The following is a 26,874-nucleotide window of genomic DNA, read 5'->3' as shown; positions in this document are numbered from 1 at the left end:
AGTTCCCCCCATGCACCAACACGAGTACGACTACGTCGTGATCGGCGGCGGCACCGCAGGATCCGTCATAGCCTCGCGCCTCACCGAGAACCCCGACGTCACCGTCGCCGTCATCGAGGGCGGCCCCAGTGACGTCGGCAGAGACGACGTCCTGACCCTGCGCCGCTGGATGGGTCTGCTCGGCGGCGACCTCGACTACGACTACCCGACCACCGAGCAGCCACGCGGCAACTCCCACATCCGGCACAGCCGCGCCCGCGTCCTCGGCGGGTGTTCCTCCCACAACACCCTGATCGCCTTCAAGCCGCTGCCGTCCGACTGGGACGAGTGGGAGGCGGCCGGCGCCAAGGGCTGGGGCGCGGTCCCGATGGAGGCGTACTTCGCGCGGCTGAAGAACAACATCGTCCCGGTCGACGAGAAGGACCGCAACGCCATCGCCCGCGACTTCGTCGACGCCGCGCAGAAGGCGCTCGACGTCCCCCGCGTCGAGGGCTTCAACAAGAAGCCGTTCAACGACGGCGTCGGCTTCTTCGACCTCGCCTACCACCCCGAGAACAACAAGCGCTCCTCGGCGTCGGTGGCGTACCTGCACCCGGTGATGGACGAGCGGCCCAACCTCCGCATCCTGCTGGAGACCTGGGCGTACCGGCTGGAGCTCGACGGCACCCGCGCCGAGGGCGTGCACGTGCGCACCAAGGACGGCGAGGAGATCCTCGTACGGGCCCGCAACGAGGTCCTGCTGTGCGCGGGCGCCGTCGACTCGCCCCGACTGCTGCTGCACTCCGGCATCGGCCCGAAGGCCGACCTGGAGGCGCTCGGCATCCCCGTCGTGCACGACCTGCCGGGCGTCGGCGAGAACCTGCTCGACCACCCCGAGTCAGTGATCGTCTGGGAGACGAACGGCCCCATCCCGGAGAACTCCGCGATGGACTCCGACGCGGGCCTGTTCGTACGCCGCGACCCCGAACACGCGGGCCCCGACCTGATGTTCCACTTCTACCAGATCCCGTTCACGGACAACCCGGAGCGCCTGGGCTACGAACGCCCGCCCTTCGGCGTCTCGATGACCCCGAACATCCCCAAGCCCAAGAGCCGCGGCCGGCTGTTCCTGACCAGCGCCGACCCCTCGGTCAAGCCGGCCCTCGACTTCCGCTACTTCACCGACGAGGACGACTACGACGGCCGTACCCTCGTCGACGGCATCAAGATCGCCCGCGAGATAGCCAAGGCCGAGCCGCTCGCCGGCTGGCTCAAGCGCGAGGTGGCTCCCGGACCGCACGTCACGGGGGACGAGGAGCTGAGCGAGTACGCCCGCAAGGTCGCGCACACCGTGTACCACCCGGCGGGGACCTGCCGGATGGGCGCTGCCGACGACCCATCGGCCGTCGTCGACCCCGAGTTGAGGATCCGCGGCCTGGACGGCATCCGTGTCGCCGACGCGTCCGTGTTCCCGACCATGCCCGCCGTGAACCCGATGATCGGGGTGTTGATGGTCGGGGAACGGGCCGTCGACCTCCTTGGAGGTGGTGCGTGATGAGTACGACCACTACTGCGACTCCCACCGAGACCACGGCTCCCGTGTTCTCCGTCGAGGGCCTGTGGAAGGTCTTCGGCCCCAAGGCCGACAGCGTCCCGGCCGACTCCGAGCTGGCCGCCCTCCCGCCCGCCGAGCTGCGCGCCCGCACCGGCTGCACCGCCGCCGTCCAGGACGTCTCCTTCGACGTGCGCAAGGGTGAGGTCTTCGTCGTCATGGGCCTGTCCGGCTCCGGCAAGTCCACGCTGGTGCGCTGTCTGACCCGGCTGATCGAACCGACCGCCGGCACGATCGTCATCGACGGCGAGGACGTCCGCGCGATGGACAAGGCCCGGCTGCGCGAACTGCGCCGCCACCGCGCCGCGATGGTCTTCCAGCACTTCGGCCTGCTCCCGCACCGCACGGTCCTCGACAACGTGGCCTACGGCCTGGAGATCCAGGGCATGGGCAAGGCCGAGCGCCGCGAGCGGGCCAGGAAGGTCGTCGAGAAGGTCGGCCTGGAGGGCATGGAGCAGCGCAGGCCCGGCCAGCTGTCCGGCGGCCAGCAGCAGCGCGTCGGGCTGGCCCGGGCGCTCGCCGTCGACCCCGAAGTCCTGCTCTTCGACGAGCCGTTCAGCGCGCTCGACCCGCTGATCCGGCGCGACATGCAGGAGGAGGTCGTCCGGCTGCACCGCGAGGAGGGCCGCACGATGGTCTTCATCACCCACGACCTCAGCGAGGCCCTGAAGCTGGGCGACCGCATCGCGCTGATGCGCGACGGCCGCGTGGTGCAGCTGGGCACGCCGGAGGAGATCGTGGGCTCGCCCGCCGACGACTACGTCCGCGAGTTCGTCCGCGACGTCCCGCGCGAGCAGGTCATGACGGTCCGCACCGCCATGCGCGCCGGGGACTGCGAGGGCCCGGAGCACCCGGGCGCGATCGCCGCCGACGCGGTGGTCGCCGAGGCGATCAAGGTCGTCGCCCGCAGCCGCAAGCCCGCGTGTGTCGTGGAGGACGGCCGGTGTCTGGGGGTCGTCGATCACGAACGGCTCCTGGATGTCGTTGCCGGAACGGAGCTCCGCAAGGAGGCGGTCTGATGGCAACGGTCACCGCACCCGCCCCCCGGATCGCCCTCCCCGGCATCCTCAGGCACCGGGCCGTCCACAAGCTCCTGCTGCTCGCCGTCGCCGCGGCGATTCTCGTCCCCCTGGCGAACGCCCGCTGGGCCAGCGGCAGTTGGCCGAGCGCGCTCACCGTCGACCTCACCGAGCCGCTGACGAGGACCAGCGACTGGATCATCGACAACCGCGACAGCCACCCGCTGTTCCTGTACTTCTTCGGCTACGTCAGCAACGCGGTCGTGCTCTCCGTACGGGCCGTGTACCTGGTGCTGCTCGCCGCCGGGTGGGCCGGCGTCACCGCCTTCGCCGGGCTCGTCGCCTGGCGGGTCGCCGGGGTCAAGCTGGCCCTCGGCACCGGCGCCGCCTTCCTCGCCTGCGGCCTGCTCGGCATGTGGGTGCCGACCATGCAGACGCTCGCGCTGATGGTCGTGGCGGTGCTGGCGTCGGTCCTCGTGGGCGCCCTGCTGGGGCTCGCCGCCGGGCTGTCGGACCGTATGGACCGGATCCTGCGCCCGATCCTGGACACCATGCAGGTCCTGCCCGCCTTCGCCTACCTGCTCCCGGTGGTCCTCGTCTTCGGCATCGGCGTCCCCGCGGCCGTCCTCGCCACGGTCGTCTACGCCGCCCCGCCCATGGCCCGCCTCACCTCGCTCGGTCTGCGCGGCGCCGACAAGTCGGTGCTGGAGGCGGTCGAGTCGCTGGGTTCGACCGCCCGGCAGCGGCTGCTGACCGCGCGTATCCCGCTGGCCCGCAAGGAACTCCTCCTCGGCCTCAACCAGACGATCATGATGGCGCTGTCCATGGCGGTCATCGCGTCGGTGATCGGCGCGGGCGGCCTCGGCGACCGCGTCTACCAGGCGCTGGCCTCGGTCGACGTGGGCGCGGCGCTGTCCGCCGGAATCCCGATCGTGCTCCTGGCCGTCGTACTGGACCGCGTCACCGGCGCGGCGGGCGACGGTACCGAGGGGTCGGACCGCGCGGGATGGGCGTACGCGCTCCTCGCCGCCGTGGCCGTCGCGGTGGCCGGACGTCTCCTGGGCCGGCTCGACTGGCCCGACGCCTGGACGCTGAACATCGCCGAACCGGTCAACCGGGCCGTCGGCTGGATGACGGACCACCTCTACTCCGGCGTCCCCGTCGTCGGCGGCACCGCCGAGTGGGCGGGCCACTTCACCACCTGGGTCCTCGACCCGGTGCGGGACGGTCTGCAGGGGCTGCCCTGGTGGTCGGTCCTGCTCATCGTGGCCGCCCTGGCCTGGCTGATCGGCACCTGGCAGACCGCGCTCACCGCGGTCCTCGCCATGGCCGCGATCGGCGTACTCGGCGTGTGGCAGCCGTCGCTGGACACGCTCTCGCAGGTGCTCGCGGCGGTCGCCGTCACCCTCGTGCTGGGCTTCGCCATCGGTATCGCGGCGGCCCGCAGCGACCGCGTCGAGCGGATGCTGCGGCCCGTCCTGGACGTCTTCCAGACCATGCCGCAGTTCGTGTACCTGATCCCGGTCGTCGCGCTGTTCGGCGTCGGCCGCGCACCGGCTGTCGCCGCGGCGGTCGTCTACGCGCTGCCCGCCGTCGTCCGCATCACCGCCCAGGGCCTGCGCCAGGTCGACCAGGCCTCCCTGGAGTCCGCCCGTTCGCTCGGCGCGACCAGCGGCCAGCAGATCCGGCAGGTCCAACTCCCGCTCGCCCGGCCCGCCCTGCTGCTCGCCGTCAACCAGGGCGTGGTCCTGGTCCTCGCCGTCGTCATCATCGGCGGCCTGGTCGGCGGCGGCGCCCTCGGCTACGACGTCGTCTTCGGCCTCGCCCAGGGCGACCTCGCGACCGGTCTGGTGGCCGGCGCGGCGATCGTCTGCCTCGGCCTGATGCTCGACCGGGTGACCCAGCCGACCGAACGCCGCGCCAAGAAGGGAGCGTGACATGCGACTTCGTACGACTGCCGTAGTGGGCTCTCTTCTGCTGCTGACCGTGACCGGCTGCGGCGCCGCCGACATGACCAAGCAGGCCTCGCCCTTCGCCAACGCGCAGGGGTCGAAGACGGTGACCCTGTCCACCCAGTCCTGGGTCGGAGCGCAGGCGAACGTCGCCGTGGCCCAGTACCTCCTGGAGCACAAGCTCGGCTACCGCGTCGACACCGTGCAGGTCGACGAGGTGCCCGCCTGGGACGCGCTCAGCCAGGGCCGCGTCGACGCGATCCTGGAGGACTGGGGCCATCCGGAGGAGGAACAGCGGTACGTCCAGGACAAGAAGACGATCACGCGGGGCGGCGACCTCGGCGTGACCGGGCACATCGGCTGGTACGTCCCGACGTACTTCGCCAAGCAGCACCCGGACGTCACCAACTGGAAGAACCTCGACAAGTACGCCTCGCAGATGCGCACGCCGGAGAGCGGCGCCAAGGGCCAGCTCATGGACGGCTCTCCCTCCTACGTCACCAACGACAAGGCTCTGGTGAAGAACCTGAAGCTCGACTACCAGGTCGTCTTCGCCGGTTCGGAGGCCGCCCAGATCACGCAGATGCAGCAGTTCGCCAAGGAGAAGAAGCCCTTCCTCACCTACTGGTACACCCCGCAGTGGCTCTTCAAGAAGGTCCCGATGACCGAGGTGAAGCTGCCGGCGTACAAGGAGGGCTGCGACGCGGACCCGGAGAAGGTGGCCTGCGCCTATCCGCACACCCCGCTGCAGAAGTACCTCAACACGGACTTCGCCCGGTCCGGTGGTGAAGCGGCGGCCTTCCTGAAGAAGTTCAAGTGGACGACCGAGGACCAGAACGAGGTCTCCCTGATGATCGCCGACGAGAAGCTGTCGCCGGAGGAGGCGGCGAAGAAGTGGGTGGACAGCCACGCGTCGACGTGGAAGGCATGGCTGTCCTGATGCTCACTTCAGCTCTGCGGTGATCTCCCGCAGGGCGGCGGTGGCCCGGCGTTGCAGCCCCGGCCCGAACGTGACGCGAGTGGCCCCGAGTTCACCGAGTTCGGTGGGCGAGGGGCCCTCGCCCACCGTCGCGAACACGTTGACCGGTCCCTCGATCCCGGACCGCAGCAACGGCAGTACGGACGTCGGGGCGCCGATCGGATAGATGCAGTCGGCGCCCGCGGCGACGTACAACGCGGCCCGCTCGATGGCCCGTTCGGGATCGGCGACGCCCCTGATGAAGGTGTCGATGCGCGCGTTGACGAAGAGCGAGTCCCCGGCGGCGTACCGCACCTGGGCGAGCCGGTCGGCGTGCTCGTGCGGGTCCTGGAGGACGCCACCGGTGGAGTCCTCCAGGTTGCAGCCCACGGCGCCCGCCTCCAGCAGCCGTTCCACCAGCTCCTTCGGCGCGAGCCCGTACCCGTCCTCGATGTCGGCGGACACCGGCACGTCCACCGCCCGTACGATCCGCGCGACCGCCGCGAACATCTCGTCCGCCGGGGTCGCCCCGTCCTCGTATCCGAGGGAGGCGGCGACCCCGGCGCTGGGCGTGGCGAGCGCCGGGAACCCGGCCTCTTCCAGGGCCCGCGCACTGGCCGCGTCCCAGGGGCCGGGGAGGACGAGGGGGCGGTCGGGGGTCCGGCCGTGGTGGAGCCTGCGGAAGGTCTCGACCTTGCTCATGGCGTGTAGCCCCCTGGTGGGATCCGGCGGGCGACCATCACCCGGTTCCAGTTGTTGATGGCGGCGATCAGCCCGACGAGATGGGCGAGTTGGGTGGCGTCGAAGTGCTTGGCCGCCAGGTCGTGTACGGCGTCCGGAACGAACTCGTCCGTCAGCACGGTAACCGCCTCGGTCAGCGCGAGGGCGGCCCGCTCGCGCTCGTCGAACACGTCCTCCCCGGCTTCCTCCCAGGCGGCCGGCAGATCGAGCTGCTTCTCGCTCATCCCGTGTCCGCGGGCGATGGCGAGGTGCATGTCCAGGCAGAAGGCGCAGTGGTTGAGCTGCGAGGCGCGAATGACGACGAGCTCGGTGAGCGCGGGGTCGCCGAGCCCCTTCTTCGCGGCGGCGCTGAGCGCGGACATGGCCTGTCCGACCTCGCGGTCCAGCAGTGTCGTACGGCTCACTTGTACTGCCCGGGCTCGTAGTGCCCCGGCACCAGACGGCAGGTCACGCCGAACCGGTTCCACGCGTTGATCACCGTGATGGCGGCGATCAGCTGCGCCAGCTCGGCCTCCTCGAAGTGCTTGGCGGCCCTCTCGTACACCGCGTCCGGCACGAAGCCGTCCGTCAGCACGGTCACCGCCTCGGTCAGCGCGAGCGCCGCCAGCTCCTTCTCGGTGTAGAAGTGCTCCGACTCGTCCCACGCGCTGAGCTGGACGATCCGCTCGACGCTCTCGCCCTGGGCGAGCGCGTCCTTGCTGTGCATGTCGACGCAGAACGCGCAGCGGTTGATCTGCGAGGCGCGGATCTTCACCAGCTCCAGCAGCTTGGGGTCGAGGCCCTTACGGGCGGCGGCGTCCAGCCGGATCATCGCCTTGAAGACCTCGGGGGCGTGCTCGCTCCAGCGCAGTCGGGGGGTGTGTTCGGGGGCGTACTCCGCGGTCGTGGCCGTCGTGGCGGCCGTGTCGTCGATGGTCATGAGGTCGACCCTAGGAGGAAGGCGTCCCAGGGGTATGGTCCATTTCCATGGCGAAACCTTGGGCCACTCCGGGCATCGACCTGCACCTCGAACCGACCGGCCCGGGCGTCCGCCGCGGCCTGACCGACGCGCTGCGCGAGGCCGTACGGTCCGGCCGTCTGGCCCCCGGCACCCGTCTGCCCTCCTCCCGCGCCCTCGCCGCAGACCTGGGCATCGCCCGCAACACGGTCGCCGACGCCTACGCAGACCTGGTCGCCGAGGGCTGGCTGACCGCCCGCCAGGGCTCGGGGACGAGGGTCGCCATGGGTGCCGCCATGGGGGCAGCCGAGGGGGTAGCCATGGGGGCAGCCGAGGAGGCAACCATGGGGGCTGCCAGAGGGGCGCCTCCCGCGCCTACGAGGCAGTGGGGGAGCGCGAACGCCGCTCCGGCCGACGCGGCCCCGCCCCGCAGGCAGCGCCACCGCCCGGCGTACGACCTCCGCACCGGCACCCCCGACCTCGCCGCCTTCCCCCGCGCGGAGTGGCTCAAGGCCGCCCGCCGGGCCTTCACCGCCGCCCCGAACGACGCCCTCGGCTACGGCGACCCCCGCGGCCGGGTCGAACTGCGCACCGCCCTCGCCGGCTACCTCGCCCGCTCGCGGGGCGTCCGCACGGACCCCGACCGGATCGTCGTGGTCGCCGGCTTCGTCCACGGCCTGAAGGTGCTGGGCGCGGTGCTGCGGGCGCGCGGAGTAGGCACGGTCGCGGTCGAGTCGTACGGCCTGAAGGCCCACGAGGACCAGCTGAGGACGGCGGGCCTGCGCACCTCGCCCCTCCCCTTCGACGAACTGGGCACCGATCCCTCGTACTTGACCGACGAAGGGGCGGTACTGCTCACCCCCGCCCACCAGTTCCCCATGGGCGTCCCCCTGCACCGGGACCGGCGGGCGGTCGTCCTGGACTGGGCGCGGCGCACCGGCGGACTGGTCCTGGAGGACGACTACGACGGCGAGTTCCGCTACGACCGCCAGCCGGTCGGCGCCCTCCAGGGCCTCGACCCGGACCACGTGGTCTACCTCGGCACGGCGAGCAAGTCCCTCGCCCCCGGCCTGCGGCTGGCCTGGATGGTGCTGCCGCCGGACCTCGCGGAGGCGGCGGCCTCGGCGAAGGGCGGCATCGACACCTGCGGCGTCCTCGACCAGCTGACCCTGGCCGAGTTCATCACCTCCGGCGCCCACGACCGCCACGTACGCGCCGCCCGCCTCCGCTACCGGCGCCGCCGGGACGCCCTGGTCGACGCCGTCGCGACCGAGGCCCCCGACATCCACGTGACCGGCATCGCCGCCGGCCTGCACGCTGTCCTGACCCTCCCCGCGGGCACCGAACAGTCGGTCGTCCAGGCCGCCAACTGGCAGGGCCTGGCCGTCCACGGCCTGTCCTTCTTCCGCCACGAGTCGGCCGCCGCCGAGCAGCTGGACGCGCTGGTGGTGGGGTACGGGACGCCGCCGGACCATGCGTGGGCGGGGGCGTTGGGGGCGTTGTGCGGGGTGTTGCCGTAGATGTGCTGCCCCGGGTGCGTAGTCCTGCCCCGACGTACGTCAGGGGCTCGTCCAAGGCCAGCTTCTGTGCGTACTTCTCTCGGCTTTCACCGCACTCCCCGTCGTCTGCGTGGATGCTGGGCTCGAGCCAACGTACGGACACGGCCCCGGGGGCGCACCCGCGGGATGCACCCGCGGGATGCACCGCGGGCCGTGGCCTCGGGGGAGGGGCTGCCATGCACGCTGCCATGCCCGGGGGACGCGGCGACGGGGCGGCGTTCCTCGGACGGACGGGCGAACTCGCCGAGCTGCGCCGGCTGTACGGGGAGGCGTCCGCGGGGCGGCCCCGGCTGGTCGTCGTCGAAGGGCCCGCCGGCATCGGCAAGACGGCGCTCGTCCGGTGCTTCGTCACCGACACCGCGCGCGGCGGCGTCCTGACGGCGGCCGGCGAGGAGAACGAGGCGGAGCTGCCCTATGGGGTGTTGAGCCGGCTCCTCGGTCGGCCCGTGCGCACCGACCCGCTCACCGCCGGAGCCGAACTCCTCGAATCCTTGGGTGAGTTACAGCACGACGAGCCCGTCGTGCTGGTCGTGGACGACACACACTGGGCGGACACGCCCTCCCTGCGCGCCCTCACCTTCGCCCTGCGCCGACTGCGCGCCGACCACGTTCTGTGCCTGCTCACCCTGCGCGACCTCGACGACCGGCGGATACCCGGCGGACTGCGCCGGATCCTCACCGACGACACCGCCGTACGACTGCGCCTGGCCGGGCTCGCGGCGGTTGACCTCGTCGGACTCAGCGCCCGGTTCCTGACCGAGCCGCTGCCGGCGGACGCGGCCCGGCGCCTGCACACCCACACCCGGGGCAACCCGCTGCACTGCCGGGCCCTGCTCGAGGAGGTGCCCGCGGCCGTGCTCCGGTCCGCCGCGGCCACGCTGCCCGCCCCGCAGTCGTACACCCGCTTCGTCCTGGACCGGCTCGCCCGCTGCGGCCCGCCCGCAAGGGACCTCGTGCAGGCCGCGGCCGTGCTCGGCATGCGCTGCACTCTGGTCCGCGCCGCCCACCTCGCCGAGGTCGCCGAGCCGCCGGCAGCCCTCGGCGAGGCCCTGGCCCACGGCCTGCTCCAGGAGGCCGCGCACGACGCGGTGACCGGCATCGCGTTCACCCATCCCCTGGTCCGCGCGGCGGTCTACCACCAGCTGGGCCCGGTGCGCCGCACCGCCCTGCACACCAGGGCCGCCGAGTCCGAGGACGACGAGTTCACGAGGCTGCACCACCGGGCGTTCGCCGCACACGGCCCCGACGACCGGCTGGCCGCCGAACTCGCCGACTGCGCCCGGCGCCGCGCGGCCGTCTGCCGCTGGGTGGAGGCCGCACCCCTCCTGCGGTACGCGGCCCGACTGACCACCCCGCCCAGCGAGCGGGGCCGACTGGACTGCGAGGCCATCGAGGCCTATCTGTTCGACGGCAGGGAGGAGGAGGCCGACAGCGTCGCGGCCGCACTCCCGGACGCGACCGACCCGGCCGTACGATGCTGCGCCCGCGGCCATCTCGCGCTGGTCGCCGGACGCATCACCCAGGCACGGACGCTGCTGGACGAGGCGTGGCGGCTGCGCACGCCGGGCGCGGACGCCGGGCTCGAGGAGCGGATCGCGGAACAGTACGTGATGGTTCACATGATGGGCGGTCACGCATCCCAGGTGTGCCGGTGGGCCGAACCGGCCCGGCGCGACGGGGGCCGGGCGCGCTCCGGAGGAACCCTGCGTTTCATCCACCTGGCCGCGCTCGGGCAACTGGGCGCCTTCGACGAGGGGTTCCGCCTGGCCGAAGCCCTGCCCCAGGCCGCGCTGGTGGGGCCCGAGGACATCGAACTCCTCATGGGCAGGGCCGCGTTGTACCTGTACTCGGACCGCACGACACAGGCACGCCAGGACCTGGAGCGAGCCGTGGAACTCGTACGCCGGGGGCCCGTGCCCCTGCGGGTGATAGCCCTGGCCGTCCTGGCCAAGACCGAATTCCTCTGCGGATCCTGGGACTCGGCGATGACCCGCTGGGAGACGGCGTCCTCCGTCGCCGCGGACCTCGGCCAGGGGTGGATCGCCCCCGTCGTGCATGCCGAGGCCGCGCTCCCGCTCGCGGCCCGGGGCGAGTACGCGCGTGCCGAGGAGCATCTGCGGATCGCGCGCGGCAACCCCGTGATCCAGGAGTCCGCGATGGTCGAGCTCTTCGTGACGTACGGCCGCGCCTTCCTGGCCTTCGTCCGCGGCGACCACTCGGCGGCCGTCGACCTGCTCCGGACCCTCGTCGTCCACGAGGACCTGGACCTCACGGCGGAACCCAGCCTCGTGGCCTGGCGGGACCTGCTGGCCGAGGCCCTGGTGGGCGCGGGCCGTCTCGACGAGGCCGAGGAGGTGCTGGCAGCGCTGGAGCTGCGGGCCCTGCGCCGCTCGCGGGCCTCGACCCTGGCGGCCGTCTGCCGGATACGCGGCACCTTGTACGCGGCCCGTCGCGAGCCGAAACCCGCCCGGGACGCCTTCACCGAGGCCCTCGACCGTGCCGACGGTGCCGGCCTGCCTTTCGAACGGGCCCGCACCGAGCTCGACTTCGGCGCCTTCCTGCGCCGCACGGGCCGCCGCGCCCCGGCCCTGGAACACCTGCGGGCGGCCCGGTCCCGCTTCGCGGGGCTGGGTGCCGTCCCCTTCCTGGAGCGGTGCGACCGTGAGCTGACCGCCTGCGGGGCCGCCCTCGAAGGTGCCCCCGCCTCCGAGGCTCTCCCGTGGGCGCGGGAACGGCTGACGCCGCAGGAGCACGCAGTGGCCCAACTCGCGGCGACCGGGCTGACCAACCGCCAGATCGCCCGCGAGCTGGTCCTCAGCGCGAAGACCGTCGAGTACCACCTGAGCCATGCCTACGCAAAGCTGGGCATTCGCTCGCGGGTGGAACTCGTGGCGCGGGTCGCCGCGCCTACGGAAGGATCTGGAACGTCTGGCTGACCGCGAAGGTCGAGCCGGGTTTGGTGTTGCCGTACACCACCGAACCGTATGCCTGGACCAGGTGTCCCCGGTGGTTCTTGAGGTCGGCGCTGCTCATCACGAACCCGAAGCTGGCCGGGAGGTCCACCCAGTTGGGGTCCCTGAAGCGACCCTTCACCTCGCCGGGCTTCGGTGCGTTCGGCACCTGTGCGGGAATAGCGGTGCCGTCGCTGAGGTCGCGCACGACGAGCGTGACGAGGTAGTCCCCGCCGCCGTCGTGGAGCGTCTCCCCGGCCTCGGCCTCCAGCACGACCTCGCCCTCGCTGTTCGGGTTCAGAGTGAGGTCCGCGATGGGCCCCTTGAGCCCGCGGCTGAACACCCGGATGATCTGAGCGTCGTTCGGTCCCATGACTACTACCCCCTGTTTGTCCTGGCCGGCTTTCCGGCCGTACAGCTGAACGTTAGGGATCCCCTCAGGGACCTGGCCTCCGGGAAGGACCTGGGGAAAACCCCGGGTTGGCCAAGGGCGGCGGCTGCCGCAGCGAGGTCTCCCGGACCGGCGTCTCCTGGGCCACCTCCCCGAACCGAGCCAGCGCCAACGCACCCGCCACAGCCACCAGAAACCCCAACACGGCCACCCACCCCACCCCCTCCCGCGTACGGTCCCCCAGCCACACCACACCCACCGCCGCCGGCCCGATCGTCTCCCCGATCACCATCGCCGCGGTGGCGGTGGTCACCGAGCCGCGCTGCAAGGCCGAGGTCAGCGACAGGAACGCGGCTGTGCCGCCCAGCAGCAGGGCGTACGTCGCCGGATTCGTGAGCAGTTCCGAGGGCGCGAGCGAGTCGATCAGCCGTACGGCCACCTCCACCACCCCGAACCCGAATCCGGCTCCCAGCCCGAGCACCGACGCCCGCGCCCGCTCCGGCAGTCGCCCGCCGCTCAGCCCGAGCAGCAGCACGGCCACGGCCATGGCGAGCAGCGCGTACCTCAGCGCCGACGATCCGCCCCGGTCCCCTTCGGTCCCCGACGCGACCCCGAGCAGCGCCAGCCCGGCACACACGACCCCCACCGCGCCCCATTCGCTCCCGCTCAGCCGCACGCGCAGCAGCCGCGCCGCGACCACCGCCGTCACCGCGAGACTCGACGCCAGCGCCGCGCCGACCGCGTAGATCGGGACCGACCTCAGCGCGGCGACCTGCAACAGGAACCCCAGCCCGTCCAGCGCCAGCCCGGCCAGGTACCGCCACTGCCGGACCGCCCGCAGCAGCAGTGCCGCCTCGCCGCCCCCGCCGGTGTCCGCCGCCCGCGCCGCCATCGCCTGCAGGACGGTCGCCGTGCCGAAGCAGACCGCGGCACCAAGGGCGCACACCATTCCAAAGAACACAAAGCGACTGTAGGGAAAGGTCATGACGGACGGGCCGCCCGCACGCCTGTTCTTACCGATCTCTAGGCTGTTCGCCGGACCACACACACCGGGCCGACGGCCCGACCAACGGGGAGACAAGAACATGGCAGACGCACGCCGACAACTCCGCTCGGGCACGGTCGCACTCGGCGGCGTGGGCCTGCTCGCCGCCGCCCTCACGGCCTGCTCCTCGGACCCGGACAAGCGCTGCGTCGACCGCGACAGCTACACCGCCGGCAAGGGCTACGAGGTCGTCGGCGACAAGAACTGCAAGTCCGTCACCACCGTCGACGGCGCCTACTACTACGGCGGCAAGAAGAAGAGCGGCTGGGTCAAGGGCGGCTCCTTCACCAAGTCCGGCAAGGGGTCGGGCAGCTCGAGCAGTAGCGGCAGTGGCAGCAGCGGCGGTGTCGACCGGGGCGGCTTCGGCAGCGGCGACAGCGGGGACAGCGGAGGCGTCGGCAAGGGCAGCTCCGGCGGCTGACCGACCCACCTTTCCGGAACCCCGCCCTCAGGAACCCCTCCCATGAATCGCCACACCATCGAGCCCCGCCCCGGCTGGCAGCAGACCGTCGAGGAGCAGGGGCTCATCTACCCGCTCACCCGCTATCCCGACGACTCCCTGCGCCCCTACTGGGACGAGAGCGCCTACTACTCCTTCACCCTCTCCGAGGTCGAGGCCCTGGAGGAGGTCGTCGAGGAACTTCACCGGATGTGCCTGACGGCGGCCGAGCACATCGTCGCCACCGACCGCTTCGCCGACCTCGGCATCACCGACCCCCGCGTGACCGAGTCGGTCGCCGAGGCCTGGCGCCGCCGCGCCGAACTCCCTTCCGTCTACGGCCGTTTCGACCTCCGCCACGACGGCACGGGCCCGGCGAAACTCCTGGAGTACAACGCCGACACCCCCACCTCCCTCGTCGAGGCCGCCTCCCCCCAATGGTTCTGGATGGAGGAGCGCTTCCCCGGCGCCGACCAGTGGAACTCCCTCCACGAACGCCTCGTCGCCGCCTGGAAGAACCAGGCCGCCCTCCTCCCGCCCGGCAGCCCTCTGTACTTCGCCCACTCCTCGGCCGACGAACTCGGCGAGGACCTCATGACGGTCGCCTACCTCAAGGAGACCGCGGACCAGGCCGGCCTCGACACCGACTGGATCTCCATGGAAGAGATCGGCTGGGACCCCCTCTCCGGCCGTTTCGTCGACAACCAACTCCGCTTCATCCGCAGCTGCTTCAAGCTCTATCCCTGGGAATGGCTCACCACCGACCGCTTCGCCGACCAGGTCCTCGGCACCCTCGACAACGGCGGCGGCACGGGCAGCACCCTGTGGATCGAACCGGCCTGGAAGATGCTGCTCAGCAACAAGGCCCTGCTGGCGATCCTCTGGGAGCTGTTTCCCGGCCACCCGAACCTCCTCCCCGCCTACCTGGACGGCCCCCGGGAGCTGGCGACGACGACCGGCTACGTCGCCAAGCCCCTGCTGGGCAGGGAGGGCGCGGGAGTGACGGTCCACGAGCCCGGCGCCGACCCGGTACCGGTGGTACGCCAAGAGGCCTGCTGCTACCAGGAGTTGGCCCCCCTTCCCGACTTCGACGGCAACCGTGTCGTCCTCGGCGCCTGGGTCGTGGAGAACGAGTCCGCGGGCCTCGGCATCCGCGAGTCCTCCGGCCTGGTCACCGACGAGTACGCCCGCTTCCTGCCGCACGTGATCCGCTGAGAACCCCCTGAAGTCCCGCGGACTCCCTACAGCCCCAGCACCGCACGCAGCTGGGCCAGCCCCCAGTCCAGATCCTCCTCACTGATGACGAGGGGCGGCGCGATCCGGATCGTCGCCCCGTGCGTGTCCTTCACCAGCACCCCCAGGTCCATCAGCCTCTCGGACACCTCCCGTCCCGTGCCGTACGACGGCTCGATGTCGACGCCCGCCCACAGCCCACGCCCGCGCACTCCCGTCACCCGCCCCGTCCCGGCCAGCGCACCCAACTCCCGGTGCAGCCGCTCGCCGAGCTCCGCCGCCCGCGCCTGGTACCCGCCCGTCCGCAGCATCGCGATCACCTCCAGCGCCACCGCGCAGGCCAGCGGATTCCCGCCGAACGTCGACCCGTGCTCCCCGGCCCGGAACACCCCGAGCACCGCCGCGCTCGACACCACCGCCGACACCGGCACGATCCCGCCGCCGAGCGCCTTCCCCAGCACATACACGTCCGGCACCACGCCCTCGTGCTCGCACGCGAACGTCCGCCCCGTCCGCCCCAGCCCCGACTGGATCTCGTCCGCCACGAACAGCACGTTCCGCTCCCGCGTCAGCTCCCGCACCCCCGGCAGGTAACCGGCCGGCGGCACCAGCACCCCCGCCTCGCCCTGGATCGGCTCCAGCAACACCGCCACCGTGTTCTCGGTCAGCGCGGAGCGCATCGCCGTCAGATCCCCGTAGGGCACGATCTCGAAGCCCGGCGTGTACGGCCCGAAGTCCGCCCGCGCCTCGGAGTCCGTGGAGAAGCTGATGACCGTCGTCGTGCGCCCGTGGAAGTTGTTGCCGGCGACCACGATCTTCGCCATCTCCGACGGCACGCCCTTGACCCGGTACCCCCACTTCCGGGCCGTCTTCACCGCCGTCTCCACCGCCTCCACACCCGTGTTCATCGGCAGCACCATCTCCATGCCGCACAGCTCGGCGAGTTCCTCGCAGAACGCGGCGAACCGGTCGTGATGGAATGCCCGCGACGTCAGCGTCACCCGCTCCAACTGCGCCTTCGCCGCCTCGACGAGCCGCCGGTTGCAGTGCCCGAAGTTGAGCGCCGAGTAACCGGCCAGCAGGTCCAGATACCGGCGCCCCTCCACGTCCGTCATCCAGGCACCGTCCGCGGTGGCGATCATCACGGGCAGCGGGTGGTAGGTGTGCGCACTGTGGGCTTCGGTCGCGGCGACGAGCCCCTCCATAGCGTTCACGGGATCTCCCTGAGGTGGCGGTGGCCTCCTTCCTATCGTCGCTCGGATGGTGGACGCGGGACCTGGGCGACGCGGCGTGCCCGGTAGGCTGACCGGCGGGCCGTGACTGGCGCGCTGGGATGGGACGAACCATCGGGGAGCGGCCCCTGGACTCTGTCCAGCACCGAGTGCCGTGCGCCTGGGCCGTACCGTGAACGCTGAACACGACGTCCGGAGGTCCCCATGCCAGCCGAACCCCTCTCCCACGAGTCCACCGCCTTCCGTGCCGCCCTCGACGTGATCCGCGCCGTCGAGCCGCGCGTGGCCGACGCCATCGGCCAGGAGGTCGCCGACCAGCGCGAGATGCTCAAGCTGATCGCCTCCGAGAACTACGCCTCCCCGGCCACCCTCCTCGCGATGGGCAACTGGTTCAGCGACAAGTACGCCGAGGGCACCATCGGCCGCCGCTTCTACGCCGGCTGTCGCAACGTCGACACCGTCGAGTCCCTCGCCGCCGAGCACGCGCGCGAGCTCTTCGGCGCCCGCCACGCCTACGTCCAGCCGCACTCCGGCATCGACGCCAACCTCGTCGCCTTCTGGTCGGTCCTCGCCCAGCGTGTCGAGGTCCCCGCCCTGGAGAAGGCCGGCGTCCGCCAGGTCAACGACCTCTCCGAGGCCGACTGGGCCGAGCTCCGCCAGGCCTTCGGCAACCAGCGCATGCTCGGCATGTCCCTGGACGCCGGCGGCCACCTCACCCACGGCTTCCGCCCGAACATCTCCGGCAAGATGTTCGACCAGCGCTCCTACGGCACCGACCCCACCACCGGTCTCCTCGACTACGAGGCCCTGCGTGCCACGGCCCGCGAGTTCAAGCCGCTGATCATCGTGGCCGGCTACTCCGCCTACCCCCGTCTCGTGAACTTCCGGATCATGCGCGAGATCGCCGACGAGGTCGGCGCCACGCTCATGGTGGACATGGCCCACTTCGCCGGTCTCGTCGCCGGCAAGGTCCTCACCGGCGACTTCGACCCGGTCCCGCACGCCCAGATCGTCACCACCACCACCCACAAGTCGCTGCGCGGCCCGCGCGGCGGCATGGTCCTGTGCGACGACTCCCTCAAGGACCAGGTCGACCGCGGCTGCCCGATGGTCCTCGGCGGCCCGCTCCCGCACGTCATGGCCGCCAAGGCCGTCGCCCTCGCCGAGGCCCGCCGGCCCTCCTTCCAGGACTACGCCCAGCGCATCGTCGACAACTCCCGCGCCCTGGCCGAAGGCCTGATGCGCCGGGGCGCGACCCTGGTGACCGGCGGCACGGACAATCACCTCAACCTGATCGACGTCGCCTCCTCCTACGGCCTCACCGGCCGCCAGGCCGAGGCCGCGCTGCTCGACTCGGGCATCGTCACCAACCGCAACTCCATCCCGGCCGACCCCAACGGTGCCTGGTACACCTCCGGCATTCGCATCGGCACCCCCGCCCTGACCACGCGGGGTCTCGGCACCGCCGAGATGGACGAGGTCGCGGCCCTCATCGACCGCGTCCTCACCTCCACCGAGCCCGGCACCACCGGCAAGGGCGCCCCCTCCAAGGCCCAGCACGTCCTCGACCCGAAGATCGCGGACGAGGTCGCCCACCGAGCCACCGACCTCGTGGCCGGTTTCCCGCTGTACCCGGAGATCGACCTGGGCTGACGCCCGGCCCGCATCAGAGATCGATCAGCTCCTGTCGTGGTTCCTCCCGCGGCGGCCCGGTTCCCGGCCGGGCCGCCGCGCGGCGTATCAGCAGCGTGCCGCCCACTCCGGCCGCGAACCCGGCCGCGAGGCCCGGTATCGCCCACCAGACGCCGCTCGCCGCGGACCTGTGCCCGCCGCCGGGCCCGTCGGCATCGCCCAGACTCTCTGCCGCCGCCCTCTCGTCGGCCTCGCCGAGCAACCCGGCCCAGCTCATCCGCTCGAAGACCGAGCGCGGAGCCCGGTGCCAGCGGATGTCGTCGTCATCCACGTCCGGCGCGGCATCCGAGCGCACCCACGGCGTGCCGTCCCCGGCCACGAACAGCTGGTCCTGCCGCTCCATCGCCACGTCACCACCCGGCGCCGCGTCTGTCTGCGGCCAGCCCCCGATCCCCGTCAGCCCCCACACCACGGTGATCAGCACCGGTGGATACCGGCCCTCGTCCCACGCCCGAGACACCCGCTCCGTCCCCGCGTACATCGGCTCCAGCAGTTGCCAGAGACGGGCGAAGTCCGGCTCGCCCGAACGCACCGCCGTCGTCCGGCCCGTACCGCCCGCGACGACCACCGCCACATTCGGGGCGTCCCGGCCCGCCCCGTGCAGGACCGCGTCCGCGGCCGGCATCCCGCACAGGGCGGCGGCCACCGACATCGGCACGATGACCGCGAGCCGGACAACCGCACGTCTGCACCGGCCCGTGACGTGAACGCCCGCACGTCTGTACGTGGCCCTCACCCCCATGCCCGCACGTCTGCACCGGGCCGTCACCCCCATGCCCGCGCCAGCGTCCTGGAGAGCCGTCCGTGGCCCGGCGTGTGTGTGCCGGGTCCTCACCCGTGTACTCCGGGTCGTCACCCGTGTACTCCTCGCCCCCGCCCGCGTCCGCCACGTCATCATCCGTAGCCCCGCGCGTTTGGTCCCGATAGCCATCCGTCCCCCTCCATGTCGCTCCTGGCAGCCATCGGCCCCCCGGCCGCTCACACGTCCCGCAATTCCTGCCGTGGCCCCGGCTCCCGTCGCGGTCGGTCCCACGGCCTCCACCGCATCCGCGTGGCGAAGGGCCGCAGCACCAGCGCCAGGGCGGCTCCGGCAGCCGCGCCGGGCAGCACCCACCACCAGTCGGTGCCATCGCCTGGCCGTGCTTGCGCAGTCGGTGCGACAGCCGCGTCGGTCGCTGTGTCCGTGGTGCCGGCATCGGCGTCGGCACCCGTGCCGGTCTCGCCGCCGACGCCGGACTCGCCCGTCTCCCAAGGTGCCGGGAAGATCCCGGAGCGGCCCTCGTCCGACGTCTTGCCCATCACCCCGAGGTCCTTGAGCAGCGCACGCAGTTGGCCGGGGTGCTGGGCGCGGTGCCATTGGCCGTTCACCGTTTCCGGGAGGTTCGCGGCCGTGTGTATCCAGACGTCGTCGCCGTCCGTCAGCGGGAAGACCCGGTCGAGGCGCCAGGGCGACACGTCGTGCACCATCCACGTGACGTTGATCTGCCGGGCGGCCGTCAGATTGGCCTCCGGCGGCTTGTCGCGGACGCCGGTGCCGGGGGCGCCCAGGAGCTGTTCCAGTTCTCCGTACTCCTCGTCGGAGTAGTACAGCGCCGCCGTCTGGGTGCTCTGCGGCGAGACCACGAGCACGCTCGTCGGTCCGCCCGCCGACGCGGAGGAAGCCCCCCACAGCATCAGCGCCGACGCCATCACCAACACCCCTGCCAGCGCCGCCAGTTCACGACACCGGCCGCTCCACCCGACCCCGAGCCTGCGCATCCGAACCCCCATACAAAGCCAGACGATCCCCGTGCGGCCCGTCCGCGAGCCGCTTGTCACTTCTGGTACACCGCCCGACCCGCCGGGGTTCCCACCCCGCGCGCACTATTTCGGGGACTCCTCCGGCGCCCCGTCGATGGACTTCGCGATCTCCACCGCCCGCCCCTTCGACGCGACCCCCTCCAGCCGCAGCGTCACGTCCTTACCGCCGGAGGGGTGCATCCACAGCAGCGTCGGCCCGGCGGTCCGCTCCTCGCGGGTGTAGCGGGAGCCGTGCGCGTCCACCAGCCAGAAGCTGAGCAGGTGCGGCCGGGGGAACCACAGGGCCGTGTTGCTCGGCGTGCCGACGTCCGCGGGATCTGTGCTCAGCGAGATCCACACGGGCTGCTCGGACACGCTCTTGGCGAAGCCGATGTCCAGGCCGGCCGGGTACTGGTCCAGCCGGATCGTGTGCCCCTGCTCGCGCCAGCACAAGCTCACCAGGAACCGCCCCTGCGGCTCGTCGGTCACCGACACCGCGTCCGGCGCGCCCAGCGCCGGCGGAACCAGCGGCTCGAAGCCGGCCTCGCGCTCCGCCCCCGTGAGCGACAGCGACCCCTCGCAGCCGGGCACCTCGGCGCCGGTCGAGGGCGCCGCCGACGGGTCGTACCGCACCTCGACCCCGCCGAAGTCGAACCAGTCGAGGACCGCGGCCCGCACCGGGGGCGTGAGCGCGAGGACCGTCAGCAGGCCGCACAGCGCAGCGGTCAGCGACCGCCACCGCGCCCGCGTCCAGTACCGGGCCGCCCGCAGCCGCTCACCGGCTCCCGTCGGCTCGGCCACCGGGACCGGGATGTGCTCAGCGATTATCTGCTGCAGCACCCGCTCGACCATCGAGTCGGACCCGGCGCCGCCCGGTGGGTCCAGCGAACGCCCCAGCGCCCGCAGCTCCTGCGGCAGCCGGGCGGGCTCGCCACGTCGGCGCCCCTCGCCCAGGTCACTGTCACCACGGCGTCCCTCGCCCACGTCATCGGGGCCGCCCTCACGGTCGTACGCACCCAGCTCCGGCTCCTCACTCACGCTCATCACCCCCTTCCCGAGGCTGAAAATCCGGCAACAGTCGGCTCATCTTCCGCAGGGCGCGGTTGAGCCGGGATTTCACGGTCCCCCGGGGCCAGCCCAGAGCCTGGGCCGTCTCGGACTCGTCCATTTCCAGCAGATAGCGGTAGGTGACGACCAGGCGGTGCTCCTCGCTCAGCTTCTCCAGGGCGGTCAGCAGGGCAGCGCGGCGCTCCGTCTCCAGCGTGGCCACCGCCGGGTCGGCCGATTCCGGTATCAGCGGCTCCGCCTCCGCGAAGGCCGCCTCGCGACCGGCGAGCGTCCGCTGCCGGGCCGCCGTCCGCACTGTGTTCCTCGTCTCATTGGCCACGATCGACAGCAGCCACGGCTTGAACGACGCGCCGTCCTTGAACCGGCCCAGCGCGCAGTACGCCTTGACGAAGGCCTGCTGCACCACGTCCTCCGCGTCCGCACCCGCCCCGAGCGCGGCGGCCGCCCTGAGCGCGAGGCCCGTATGGGCTCGCACCAGCTCCGCGTACGCCTCCGGCTCTCCGGCGCGTACGCGGGCGATCACCGCGGCCTCATCGACGATGCGGCCCCCCTCCCGCGTCCTCACATGATTGGTACACCGCTCGGCGCGGATCGGTTCCCACCCGTGTCCCATCTGTTTCCGACCAGTTCCGGATCGCCCCCCGGGACCTGAGAGAATGGTGAGCATGGCCTCTGACCGCCCACCCGTCGCCCACCACCACCCTCAGGGGAATGGCTCCGCCATGCAGCGTCGCCCGCGAGTGCTCTCCGGAATCCAGCCCACCGCAGGCTCGTTCCACCTCGGCAACTACCTCGGCGCCGTCCGCCAGTGGGTGGCCCTGCAGGAGTCCCACGACGCGTTCTACATGGTCGTCGACCTGCACGCGATCACGCTCCCGCAGGACCCCGCGGACCTGCGTGCCAACACGCGCCTGGCCGCCGCCCAGCTCCTCGCGGCCGGTCTCGACCCGGAGCGCTGCACGCTCTTCGTCCAGAGCCATGTCCCCGAGCACGCCCAGCTCGCCTGGGTCATGAACTGCCTGACCGGCTTCGGCGAGGCGTCCCGCATGACCCAGTTCAAGGACAAGTCCGCCAAGCAGGGCGCCGACCGCGCCAGCGTCGGCCTGTTCACGTACCCGGTCCTCCAGGTCGCGGACATCCTGCTGTACCAGGCGAACGAGGTCCCGGTGGGTGAGGACCAGCGCCAGCACATCGAGCTCACCCGCGATCTCGCCGAGCGCTTCAACGGCCGCTTCGGCGAGACCTTCACCATCCCGAAGCCGTACATCCTCAGGGAGACGGCCAAGATCTACGACCTTCAGGACCCGTCGATCAAGATGAGCAAGTCGGCGTCCACGCCGAAGGGGCTCATCAACCTCCTGGACGATCCCAAGGCCACCGCCAAGAAGGTCAAGAGCGCGGTCACCGACACGGACACCGTCATCCGCTTCGACGCGGAGCACAAGCCGGGCGTCAGCAACCTGCTCACCATCTACTCGACCCTCACGGGCGAGGGAATCGCCGACCTCGAGCAGAAGTACGAGGGCAAGGGCTACGGCGCGCTCAAGACGGACCTCGCCGAGATCATGGTCGAGTTCGTGACGCCGTTCCGCGAGCGCACCCAGCAGTACCTCGACGACCCGGAGACGCTGGACTCGATCCTCGCCAAGGGCGCGGAGAAGGCGCGTGCCGTCGCCGCGGAGACCCTGTCCCAGGCGTACGACAGGGTGGGCTTCCTGCCCGCCAAACACTGAGCCGTACCACCACAGGCGCACCACCGCACAGGCGTACCACTGCGCAGAGCGCTGCACATCACTACGGTTGCGCCTGCCCACCAACACAGCCGTGGCCGTACAGTCGATAGCCGGACGGCTGGGAACGAACTCGAACAGGACGACAGGAGACGACGTGGGGACCGTAACGATCGGCGTGTCGATCGCGGTCCCGGAGCCTCACGGCAGCCTGCTCCAACAGCTGCGCGCGGGCTTCGGCGACGCGGCGGCCCACGGCATTCCCACGCACGTCACGCTGCTGCCGCCGACGGAGATCGACGAGGCCATGCTGCCGGCGGTCGAGATGCACCTGACCGAGGTCGCGGCGGCCGGCCGGCCGTTCCCCATGCGGCTGTCCGGCACGGGTACGTTCCGGCCGCTGTCGCCCGTCGTCTACGTCCAGGTCGCCGAGGGCGCCGAGGCCTGCACCTGGCTGCAGAAGCAGGTCCGGGACGCCTCGGGCCCCGTGGCGCGCGACCTGCAGTTCCCGTACCACCCGCACGTCACGGTCGCCCACGGCATCGACGACGAGGCCATGGACCGCGCCTTCGAGGAACTCGCCGACTACCACGCCGAGTGGCCCTGCACCGGTTTCGCGCTCTACGAACAGGGCGCCGACGGCGAGTGGCGCAAGCTGCGCGAGTACGTCTTCGGGGGCGCGGTCGTGCCTCCGCAGGCGGCCCGCGTGGAGCGCGGCTCGATCCCCGCCCCCTGACACCGGCCTCCTGGAGCGGCAGCCGCGATCCCCGCGACCCGGTTCTCCTAGACCGGCAGCCGCCGGAAGACCCCTCGCGGCACATGCCGCAGTGCCGACATCACCACCCGCAGCGCACCCGGCACCCACACCGTCTCCGAGCGGCGGCGCAGTCCCAGCTCGATGGCTGTGGCGACGGCTTCGGGCGTGGTCGCCAGGGGCGTCTCCGCAAGGCCCGCGGTCATCTTCGAGCGGACGAAGCCGGGGCGTACGACCATCACGTGTACGCCGGTGCCGTGCAGGGCGTCGCCCAGGCCCTGGGCGAAGGCGTCGAGGCCGGCCTTGCTGGAGCCGTAGATGAAGTTGGAGCGGCGGGCGCGTTCGCCGGCCACGGAGGAGAGCACCACGAGCGAGCCGTGGCCCTGGGTCTGCAGGGCGCGCGCGGCGACCAAGCCCGCAGACACCGCTCCCGTGTAGTTGGTCTGCGCGACGCGCACCGCGCTCGCCGGTTCGCGCTCGTCGTGCGCCTGGTCGCCGAGGATCCCGAAGGCGAGCAGCACCATGTCGACGTCGCCCTCGGAGAAGACCTTGCCGAGTGCCGTCTCGTGGGAGTCGGGGTCGAGCGCGTCGAAGGCGACGGTGTGCACGTCGGCCCCCAGGGCGCGCAGTTCCGAAGCGGCCGTCTCCAGGGCGGGTGTCGGGCGTCCGGCCAGCCACACCGTGCGGGTGCGGCGGGCGATCAGCCGGCGTGCGGTGGCGAGCGCGATCTGAGACGTACCGCCGAGGACGAGCAGGGACTGGGGGGTACCGAAGGCGTCCTTCACGAACAGCTCCTAACGAAGGCCCGGGGGCCTGAGGTTGCCTAGAGGCCGAGACGGCGGGCCAGGTCCGACACGAACACCCCGCGCGGGTCCAGCTCCGCCCGCAGCGCGCGGAAGTCGGCCAGGCGCGGGTACATCGCGGTGAGCAGCTCAGGCCGCAGACGGGAGTCCTTGGCGAGGCAGACGCGCCCGCCGGCCGCGGCGACCTCCTCGTCCAGCTCGTCGAGGAAGGCGCCGAGGCCGGGCAGGTGGGCCGGGATGTCCAGGGCCAGCGTCCAGCCGGGCACGGGGAAGGACAGCCAACCCGGGTCGGCGTCCCCGAAGCGCTTGAGGACGGCGAGGAAGGACGGGCACCGGCGCTGCGAGACACGGCGCACGATCCGGCGTACGGCGTCCTCCTGGCCGTGTCCGACGACGAACTGGTACTGCACCAAGCCGCCGCGGCCGTAGACCCGGTTCCAGTGGGGCACCCCGTCCAGGGGGTGGAAGAAGGTGGAGAGCCTCTGGAGTTCGCCGGTACGCGCGCGTGGGGCCTTCCGGTACCAGAGCTCGTTGAAGAGGCCCACGGTCGTCCGGCTGAGCAGGCCCTCGGGGAGGAAGGCGGGGGCGGCCGGGAGCCGGGAGGTGCGGAAGGCGAGCGGGTCCCTCCGCGCGCGCGTGCGCTTCGCAAGCGCCTCCAGAGGGGCGTGGTCGCCCCGGGTCAGCACCGCGCGGCCCGTCGCCGCGCCGCGCGCCAGGAGGTCGATCCACGCGACCGAGTAGCGGTACTGGTGGTCGGTGGCCGTCAGACGGGCCATCAGGTCGTCGAGGTCCCGCGCGCGCTCGGTGTCGACGGACATGAGGGAGGTCTCGACCGGCTGGAGCCGGACCGTCGCGGTCAGGATCACGCCGGTCAGGCCCATGCCGCCGGCCGTCGCGTCGAACAGGGGCGTGCCGGGGCCGACCGCGCGGACCCCGCCGTCGGCGGTGAGGAGTTCGAGCGAGAGGACGTGCCGGGAGAAGGAACCCGACACGTGATGGTTCTTGCCGTGGATGTCCGCGCCGATCGCGCCCCCGACGGTGACATGGCGCGTCCCGGGTGTCACCGGCACGAACCAGCCGAGCGGCAGCAGCACTTCCGTCAGCCGGTGCAGGGAGATGCCCGCGTCGCACAGCACGATGCCCTCGTCGGCGTCGATCGCGTGGATGCGGTCGAGGCCCGTCATGTCGAGCACGGACCCGCCGGCGTTCTGCGCCGCGTCCCCGTAGGCCCGCCCCAGGCCCCTCGGGATGCCTCCGCGGGCCCCGCAGTCCCGGACGGCGGCCGCGGCCTCCTCGTACGTCCGTGGGCGGATCAGGCGGGCGGTGGTGGGAGCGGTGCGTCCCCAGCCGGTGACGGAAGCGGTGTCGGCAGGCATGTCGGTGACCGTATCGCCCCTTTGCGGGCGATTGGTTTTGAAACATTCACCCCATACCCGAAATGGGTGATTAATGGGATGTCGGCCTATATTGCAGGAACTCCGGCGGTGCTGACGTGAACAGTGAGTCCACATGGACGATCTCGACGACATCGACCACCGAATCCTTTCGGCGCTGCGGGCGTACGGCCGCGACCCACGCGTAGCGCACGCCGCGCGCGTCCTGTCCTGGGCGGGCGAGCACGGCGCGCTGTGGCTCGCGGCGGGTCTCGCGGGAGCTGTCGCGGACGGTCCGCGCCGTGGCGCATGGCTGCGCGGGACGGCGCGCACCGCGGGCGCGCACCTCGTCAGCATGGGCGTGAAGAGGGTCGTGCGCCGTCCGCGTCCGGCACATGTGGAGCCCCTGGTGAGCACCGTCGGCCGGCACTCCTTCCCGAGCTCGCACGCGACGTCCGCCGTGGCCGCCGCGGTCGCCTTCGGCGCGTTGGGGGCGTACGCCGTCCCGCCGTTGGCCGCCGCGATGTGTGTGTCCCGCCTGGTCGTCGGCGTGCACTACCCCTCCGACGTGGCGGCGGGCGCGGCCCTGGGGGCGCTCACAGCGCGCATCGGAGCGCGCTGGATGAGAGGGAGCGCGCATGACTGAGACCGCGCCGATGACGGGCGGCGGGCGCATTCGCGAGGCCACGCTGCTGGAACAGCGCACGCCCCTCCGGCAGTCCGCACCACCCACTCAGGGCAGCCTCCTGGGAGGGCTCCTGAAGGCCGCGCGCCACAAGCAGTGGGTCAAGAACGTCCTCGTCATCGCCGCCCCGGCCGCCGCCGGTCAGCTCTTCTCCCGGCACGCCCTCACCCAACTCGCGCTCGTCTTCGCCCTCTTCACCGCCTGCGCGGCCGCCGTCTACCTCGTCAACGACGCCCGGGACGCCGACGCCGACCGCACCCACCCCACCAAGCGCCGCCGCCCGGTCGCCGCCGGACAGGTCCCCGTACCCGTCGCGTACGCCGTAGGAGCGGCTCTCGGCGTCCTCGCGCCGGCTGTCGCGGCCTGGCTGGTCTCGCCGGCCGTCGCGGCGCTTCTGGCGGCCTACCTGGGCATGCAACTGGCGTACTGCGTCAGCCTCAAGCACATCCTGGTCATCGACCTCGTCGTCACGACCGGATTCCTGATGCGGGCCGTGGTCGGCGGCCTCGCGCTCGATATCCCGCTGTCGCGGTGGTTCCTCATCACGACCGGGTTCGGCGCGCTGTTCATGGTGTCGGCCAAGCGCTACTCCGAAGCCGTCCAGATGGCCGGGAAGACAGGCGCCACGCGCGCGTTGCTCACCGAGTACACCACCGGCTACCTGCGCTTCGTGTGGCAGCTCGCGGTCGGCGTTGCCGTCCTCGGCTACTGCCTGTGGGCCCTGGAGGAGGGCGGCGTCCCGCACACCAGCCTCCTGCCCTGGCGGCAGCTCTCCATGGTCGCCTTCATCCTCGCGATCCTCAGGTACGCCGTCTTCGCCGACCGCGGCACGGCAGGCGAACCCGAGGACGTCGTCCTGCGCGACCGCGCCCTCGCTCTGATCGGCCTGCTGTGGATCGCGATGTACGCCCTGGCGGTGGCCAATTGGTGAGGACGCGCGCG

25 protein-coding genes and 1 riboswitch are annotated in these 26,874 nt (G+C 72.0%); of the genes, 13 read left to right on the top strand and 12 right to left on the bottom strand.

The annotated features are described in order from the left end of the window. Positions 1 to 10 precede the first annotated feature (10 nt). From OG252_RS20900 to OG252_RS20885, 4 genes are read left to right on the top strand one after another with little or no spacing between them, the layout of a single operon-like run. Entirely contained in the window at positions 11 to 1,534 is a 1,524-nt protein-coding gene (locus OG252_RS20900) for a GMC family oxidoreductase (RefSeq protein ID WP_329337871.1), read from the top strand. Beyond that, positions 1,534 to 2,610 carry a quaternary amine ABC transporter ATP-binding protein gene (locus OG252_RS20895; protein WP_329337869.1) on the top strand — a complete coding sequence of 359 codons (1,077 nt, stop codon included), beginning with the start codon at positions 1,534 to 1,536 and terminating at the stop codon, positions 2,608 to 2,610. The genes OG252_RS20900 and OG252_RS20895 overlap by 1 nt, the downstream gene beginning before the upstream one ends. Further along, complete coding sequence (locus OG252_RS20890; RefSeq protein WP_329337867.1) at positions 2,610 to 4,547, top strand: ABC transporter permease; 1,938 nt, start codon at positions 2,610 to 2,612, stop codon at positions 4,545 to 4,547. The genes OG252_RS20895 and OG252_RS20890 overlap by 1 nt, the downstream gene beginning before the upstream one ends. 1 nt (position 4,548) lies before the next feature. Beyond that, positions 4,549 to 5,502 carry an ABC transporter substrate-binding protein gene (locus OG252_RS20885; protein WP_266434757.1) on the top strand — a complete coding sequence of 318 codons (954 nt, stop codon included), beginning with the start codon at positions 4,549 to 4,551 and terminating at the stop codon, positions 5,500 to 5,502. A gap of 3 nt (positions 5,503 to 5,505) precedes the next feature. Here the strand turns inward: OG252_RS20885 and OG252_RS20880 are convergent, their stop codons facing one another. Genes OG252_RS20880 through OG252_RS20870 form a run of 3 tightly spaced genes read right to left on the bottom strand, consistent with a single transcriptional unit; the run spans position 5,506 to position 7,180 of the window. Then, positions 5,506 to 6,222 (bottom strand): isocitrate lyase/PEP mutase family protein, encoded by a 717-nt coding sequence (locus tag OG252_RS20880; protein ID WP_329337865.1) that lies wholly within the window; start codon positions 6,220 to 6,222, stop codon positions 5,506 to 5,508. After that, the gene (locus OG252_RS20875; protein WP_329337863.1) at positions 6,219 to 6,665 is read right to left on the bottom strand and encodes a carboxymuconolactone decarboxylase family protein; all 447 of its coding nucleotides are present in this window, start codon (positions 6,663 to 6,665) and stop codon (positions 6,219 to 6,221) included. Before OG252_RS20875 ends, OG252_RS20880 begins: the two co-directional genes overlap by 4 nt. Beyond that, complete coding sequence (locus OG252_RS20870; protein WP_266434752.1) at positions 6,662 to 7,180, bottom strand: carboxymuconolactone decarboxylase family protein; 519 nt, start codon at positions 7,178 to 7,180, stop codon at positions 6,662 to 6,664. Before OG252_RS20870 ends, OG252_RS20875 begins: the two co-directional genes overlap by 4 nt. 47 nt (positions 7,181 to 7,227) lie before the next feature. Here OG252_RS20870 and pdxR point away from each other — a divergent pair, with 47 nt between their 5' ends. Next, complete coding sequence (pdxR, locus tag OG252_RS20865) at positions 7,228 to 8,718, top strand: MocR-like pyridoxine biosynthesis transcription factor PdxR (RefSeq protein WP_329337861.1); 1,491 nt, start codon at positions 7,228 to 7,230, stop codon at positions 8,716 to 8,718. Positions 8,719 to 8,933: 215 nt separating this feature from the next. Continuing rightward, positions 8,934 to 11,693, top strand: coding sequence for an AAA family ATPase (locus OG252_RS20860; protein ID WP_329337859.1), 2,760 nt, complete (start codon positions 8,934 to 8,936; stop codon positions 11,691 to 11,693). On the opposite strand, the gene OG252_RS20855 is transcribed toward OG252_RS20860, so the two are convergent. Beyond that, positions 11,665 to 12,081 (bottom strand): hypothetical protein, encoded by a 417-nt coding sequence (locus OG252_RS20855; protein WP_266434746.1) that lies wholly within the window; start codon positions 12,079 to 12,081, stop codon positions 11,665 to 11,667. The two genes, OG252_RS20860 and OG252_RS20855, sit on opposite strands and share 29 nt — an antisense overlap. Before the next feature lie 64 nt (positions 12,082 to 12,145). Further along, positions 12,146 to 13,048 carry a hypothetical protein gene (locus OG252_RS20850; RefSeq protein ID WP_266448160.1) on the bottom strand — a complete coding sequence of 301 codons (903 nt, stop codon included), beginning with the start codon at positions 13,046 to 13,048 and terminating at the stop codon, positions 12,146 to 12,148. A 136-nt stretch (positions 13,049 to 13,184) separates the two neighbouring features. Here OG252_RS20850 and OG252_RS20845 point away from each other — a divergent pair, with 136 nt between their 5' ends. Both OG252_RS20845 and OG252_RS20840 read left to right on the top strand, forming a co-directional pair. Next, positions 13,185 to 13,565, top strand: coding sequence for a hypothetical protein (locus OG252_RS20845; RefSeq protein WP_329337857.1), 381 nt, complete (start codon positions 13,185 to 13,187; stop codon positions 13,563 to 13,565). 42 nt (positions 13,566 to 13,607) lie between these two features. Continuing rightward, positions 13,608 to 14,798 carry a glutathionylspermidine synthase family protein gene (locus OG252_RS20840; RefSeq protein ID WP_329337855.1) on the top strand — a complete coding sequence of 397 codons (1,191 nt, stop codon included), beginning with the start codon at positions 13,608 to 13,610 and terminating at the stop codon, positions 14,796 to 14,798. A gap of 26 nt (positions 14,799 to 14,824) precedes the next feature. Here the strand turns inward: OG252_RS20840 and rocD are convergent, their stop codons facing one another. Continuing rightward, positions 14,825 to 16,021 carry an ornithine--oxo-acid transaminase gene (gene rocD / locus OG252_RS20835; RefSeq protein WP_329345173.1) on the bottom strand — a complete coding sequence of 399 codons (1,197 nt, stop codon included), beginning with the start codon at positions 16,019 to 16,021 and terminating at the stop codon, positions 14,825 to 14,827. Between the two features lie 101 nt (positions 16,022 to 16,122). Beyond that, positions 16,123 to 16,221, top strand: a riboswitch (ZMP/ZTP riboswitch). Between the two features lie 31 nt (positions 16,222 to 16,252). Between rocD and OG252_RS20830 the strand changes: the two genes are divergently transcribed. Further along, on the top strand, positions 16,253 to 17,701 hold the full coding sequence (locus OG252_RS20830; RefSeq protein WP_307676880.1) for a glycine hydroxymethyltransferase: 1,449 nt from the start codon (positions 16,253 to 16,255) through the stop codon (positions 17,699 to 17,701). Positions 17,702 to 17,714: 13 nt separating this feature from the next. Here the strand turns inward: OG252_RS20830 and OG252_RS20825 are convergent, their stop codons facing one another. From OG252_RS20825 to OG252_RS20810, 4 genes are all read right to left on the bottom strand, one after another. Beyond that, positions 17,715 to 18,392: a hypothetical protein gene (locus tag OG252_RS20825; protein ID WP_329337851.1), complete on the bottom strand. Its 678-nt coding sequence runs from the start codon at positions 18,390 to 18,392 to the stop codon at positions 17,715 to 17,717. Between the two features lie 326 nt (positions 18,393 to 18,718). Further along, the gene (locus OG252_RS20820; RefSeq protein ID WP_329337849.1) at positions 18,719 to 19,498 is read right to left on the bottom strand and encodes a hypothetical protein; all 780 of its coding nucleotides are present in this window, start codon (positions 19,496 to 19,498) and stop codon (positions 18,719 to 18,721) included. 105 nt (positions 19,499 to 19,603) lie between these two features. Further along, a complete protein-coding gene (locus OG252_RS20815) occupies positions 19,604 to 20,563 on the bottom strand; it encodes a hypothetical protein (RefSeq protein WP_329337847.1) in 960 nt (319 codons plus the stop codon). Next, positions 20,550 to 21,110: an RNA polymerase sigma factor gene (locus OG252_RS20810; RefSeq protein WP_307680186.1), complete on the bottom strand. Its 561-nt coding sequence runs from the start codon at positions 21,108 to 21,110 to the stop codon at positions 20,550 to 20,552. The genes OG252_RS20815 and OG252_RS20810 overlap by 14 nt, the downstream gene beginning before the upstream one ends. Positions 21,111 to 21,309: 199 nt before the next feature. Here OG252_RS20810 and trpS point away from each other — a divergent pair, with 199 nt between their 5' ends. Both trpS and OG252_RS20800 read left to right on the top strand, forming a co-directional pair. Continuing rightward, complete coding sequence (gene trpS / locus OG252_RS20805) at positions 21,310 to 22,320, top strand: tryptophan--tRNA ligase (RefSeq protein WP_266448152.1); 1,011 nt, start codon at positions 21,310 to 21,312, stop codon at positions 22,318 to 22,320. A gap of 154 nt (positions 22,321 to 22,474) precedes the next feature. Further along, a complete protein-coding gene (locus OG252_RS20800; RefSeq protein WP_266434733.1) occupies positions 22,475 to 23,053 on the top strand; it encodes a 2'-5' RNA ligase family protein in 579 nt (192 codons plus the stop codon). A gap of 47 nt (positions 23,054 to 23,100) precedes the next feature. On the opposite strand, the gene OG252_RS20795 is transcribed toward OG252_RS20800, so the two are convergent. Then, positions 23,101 to 23,856: a decaprenylphospho-beta-D-erythro-pentofuranosid-2-ulose 2-reductase gene (locus tag OG252_RS20795; RefSeq protein ID WP_329337844.1), complete on the bottom strand. Its 756-nt coding sequence runs from the start codon at positions 23,854 to 23,856 to the stop codon at positions 23,101 to 23,103. Positions 23,857 to 23,894: 38 nt separating this feature from the next. Further along, positions 23,895 to 25,250 (bottom strand): FAD-binding oxidoreductase, encoded by a 1,356-nt coding sequence (locus tag OG252_RS20790; protein WP_329337842.1) that lies wholly within the window; start codon positions 25,248 to 25,250, stop codon positions 23,895 to 23,897. A 133-nt stretch (positions 25,251 to 25,383) separates the two neighbouring features. On the opposite strand from OG252_RS20790, the gene OG252_RS20785 reads away from it, so the two are divergent. Next, positions 25,384 to 25,893, top strand: coding sequence for a phosphatase PAP2 family protein (locus tag OG252_RS20785; protein ID WP_329337840.1), 510 nt, complete (start codon positions 25,384 to 25,386; stop codon positions 25,891 to 25,893). Next, complete coding sequence (locus OG252_RS20780; protein WP_329337838.1) at positions 25,886 to 26,863, top strand: decaprenyl-phosphate phosphoribosyltransferase; 978 nt, start codon at positions 25,886 to 25,888, stop codon at positions 26,861 to 26,863. Before OG252_RS20785 ends, OG252_RS20780 begins: the two co-directional genes overlap by 8 nt. Positions 26,864 to 26,874: the final 11 nt, after the last annotated feature.

Origin of the sequence: Streptomyces sp. NBC_01352 (assembly GCF_036237295.1) — a bacterium.
GTDB lineage: Bacteria > Actinomycetota > Actinomycetes > Streptomycetales > Streptomycetaceae > Streptomyces > Streptomyces plumbiresistens.
This window is presented reverse-complemented; position numbering and strand designations above follow the sequence as displayed.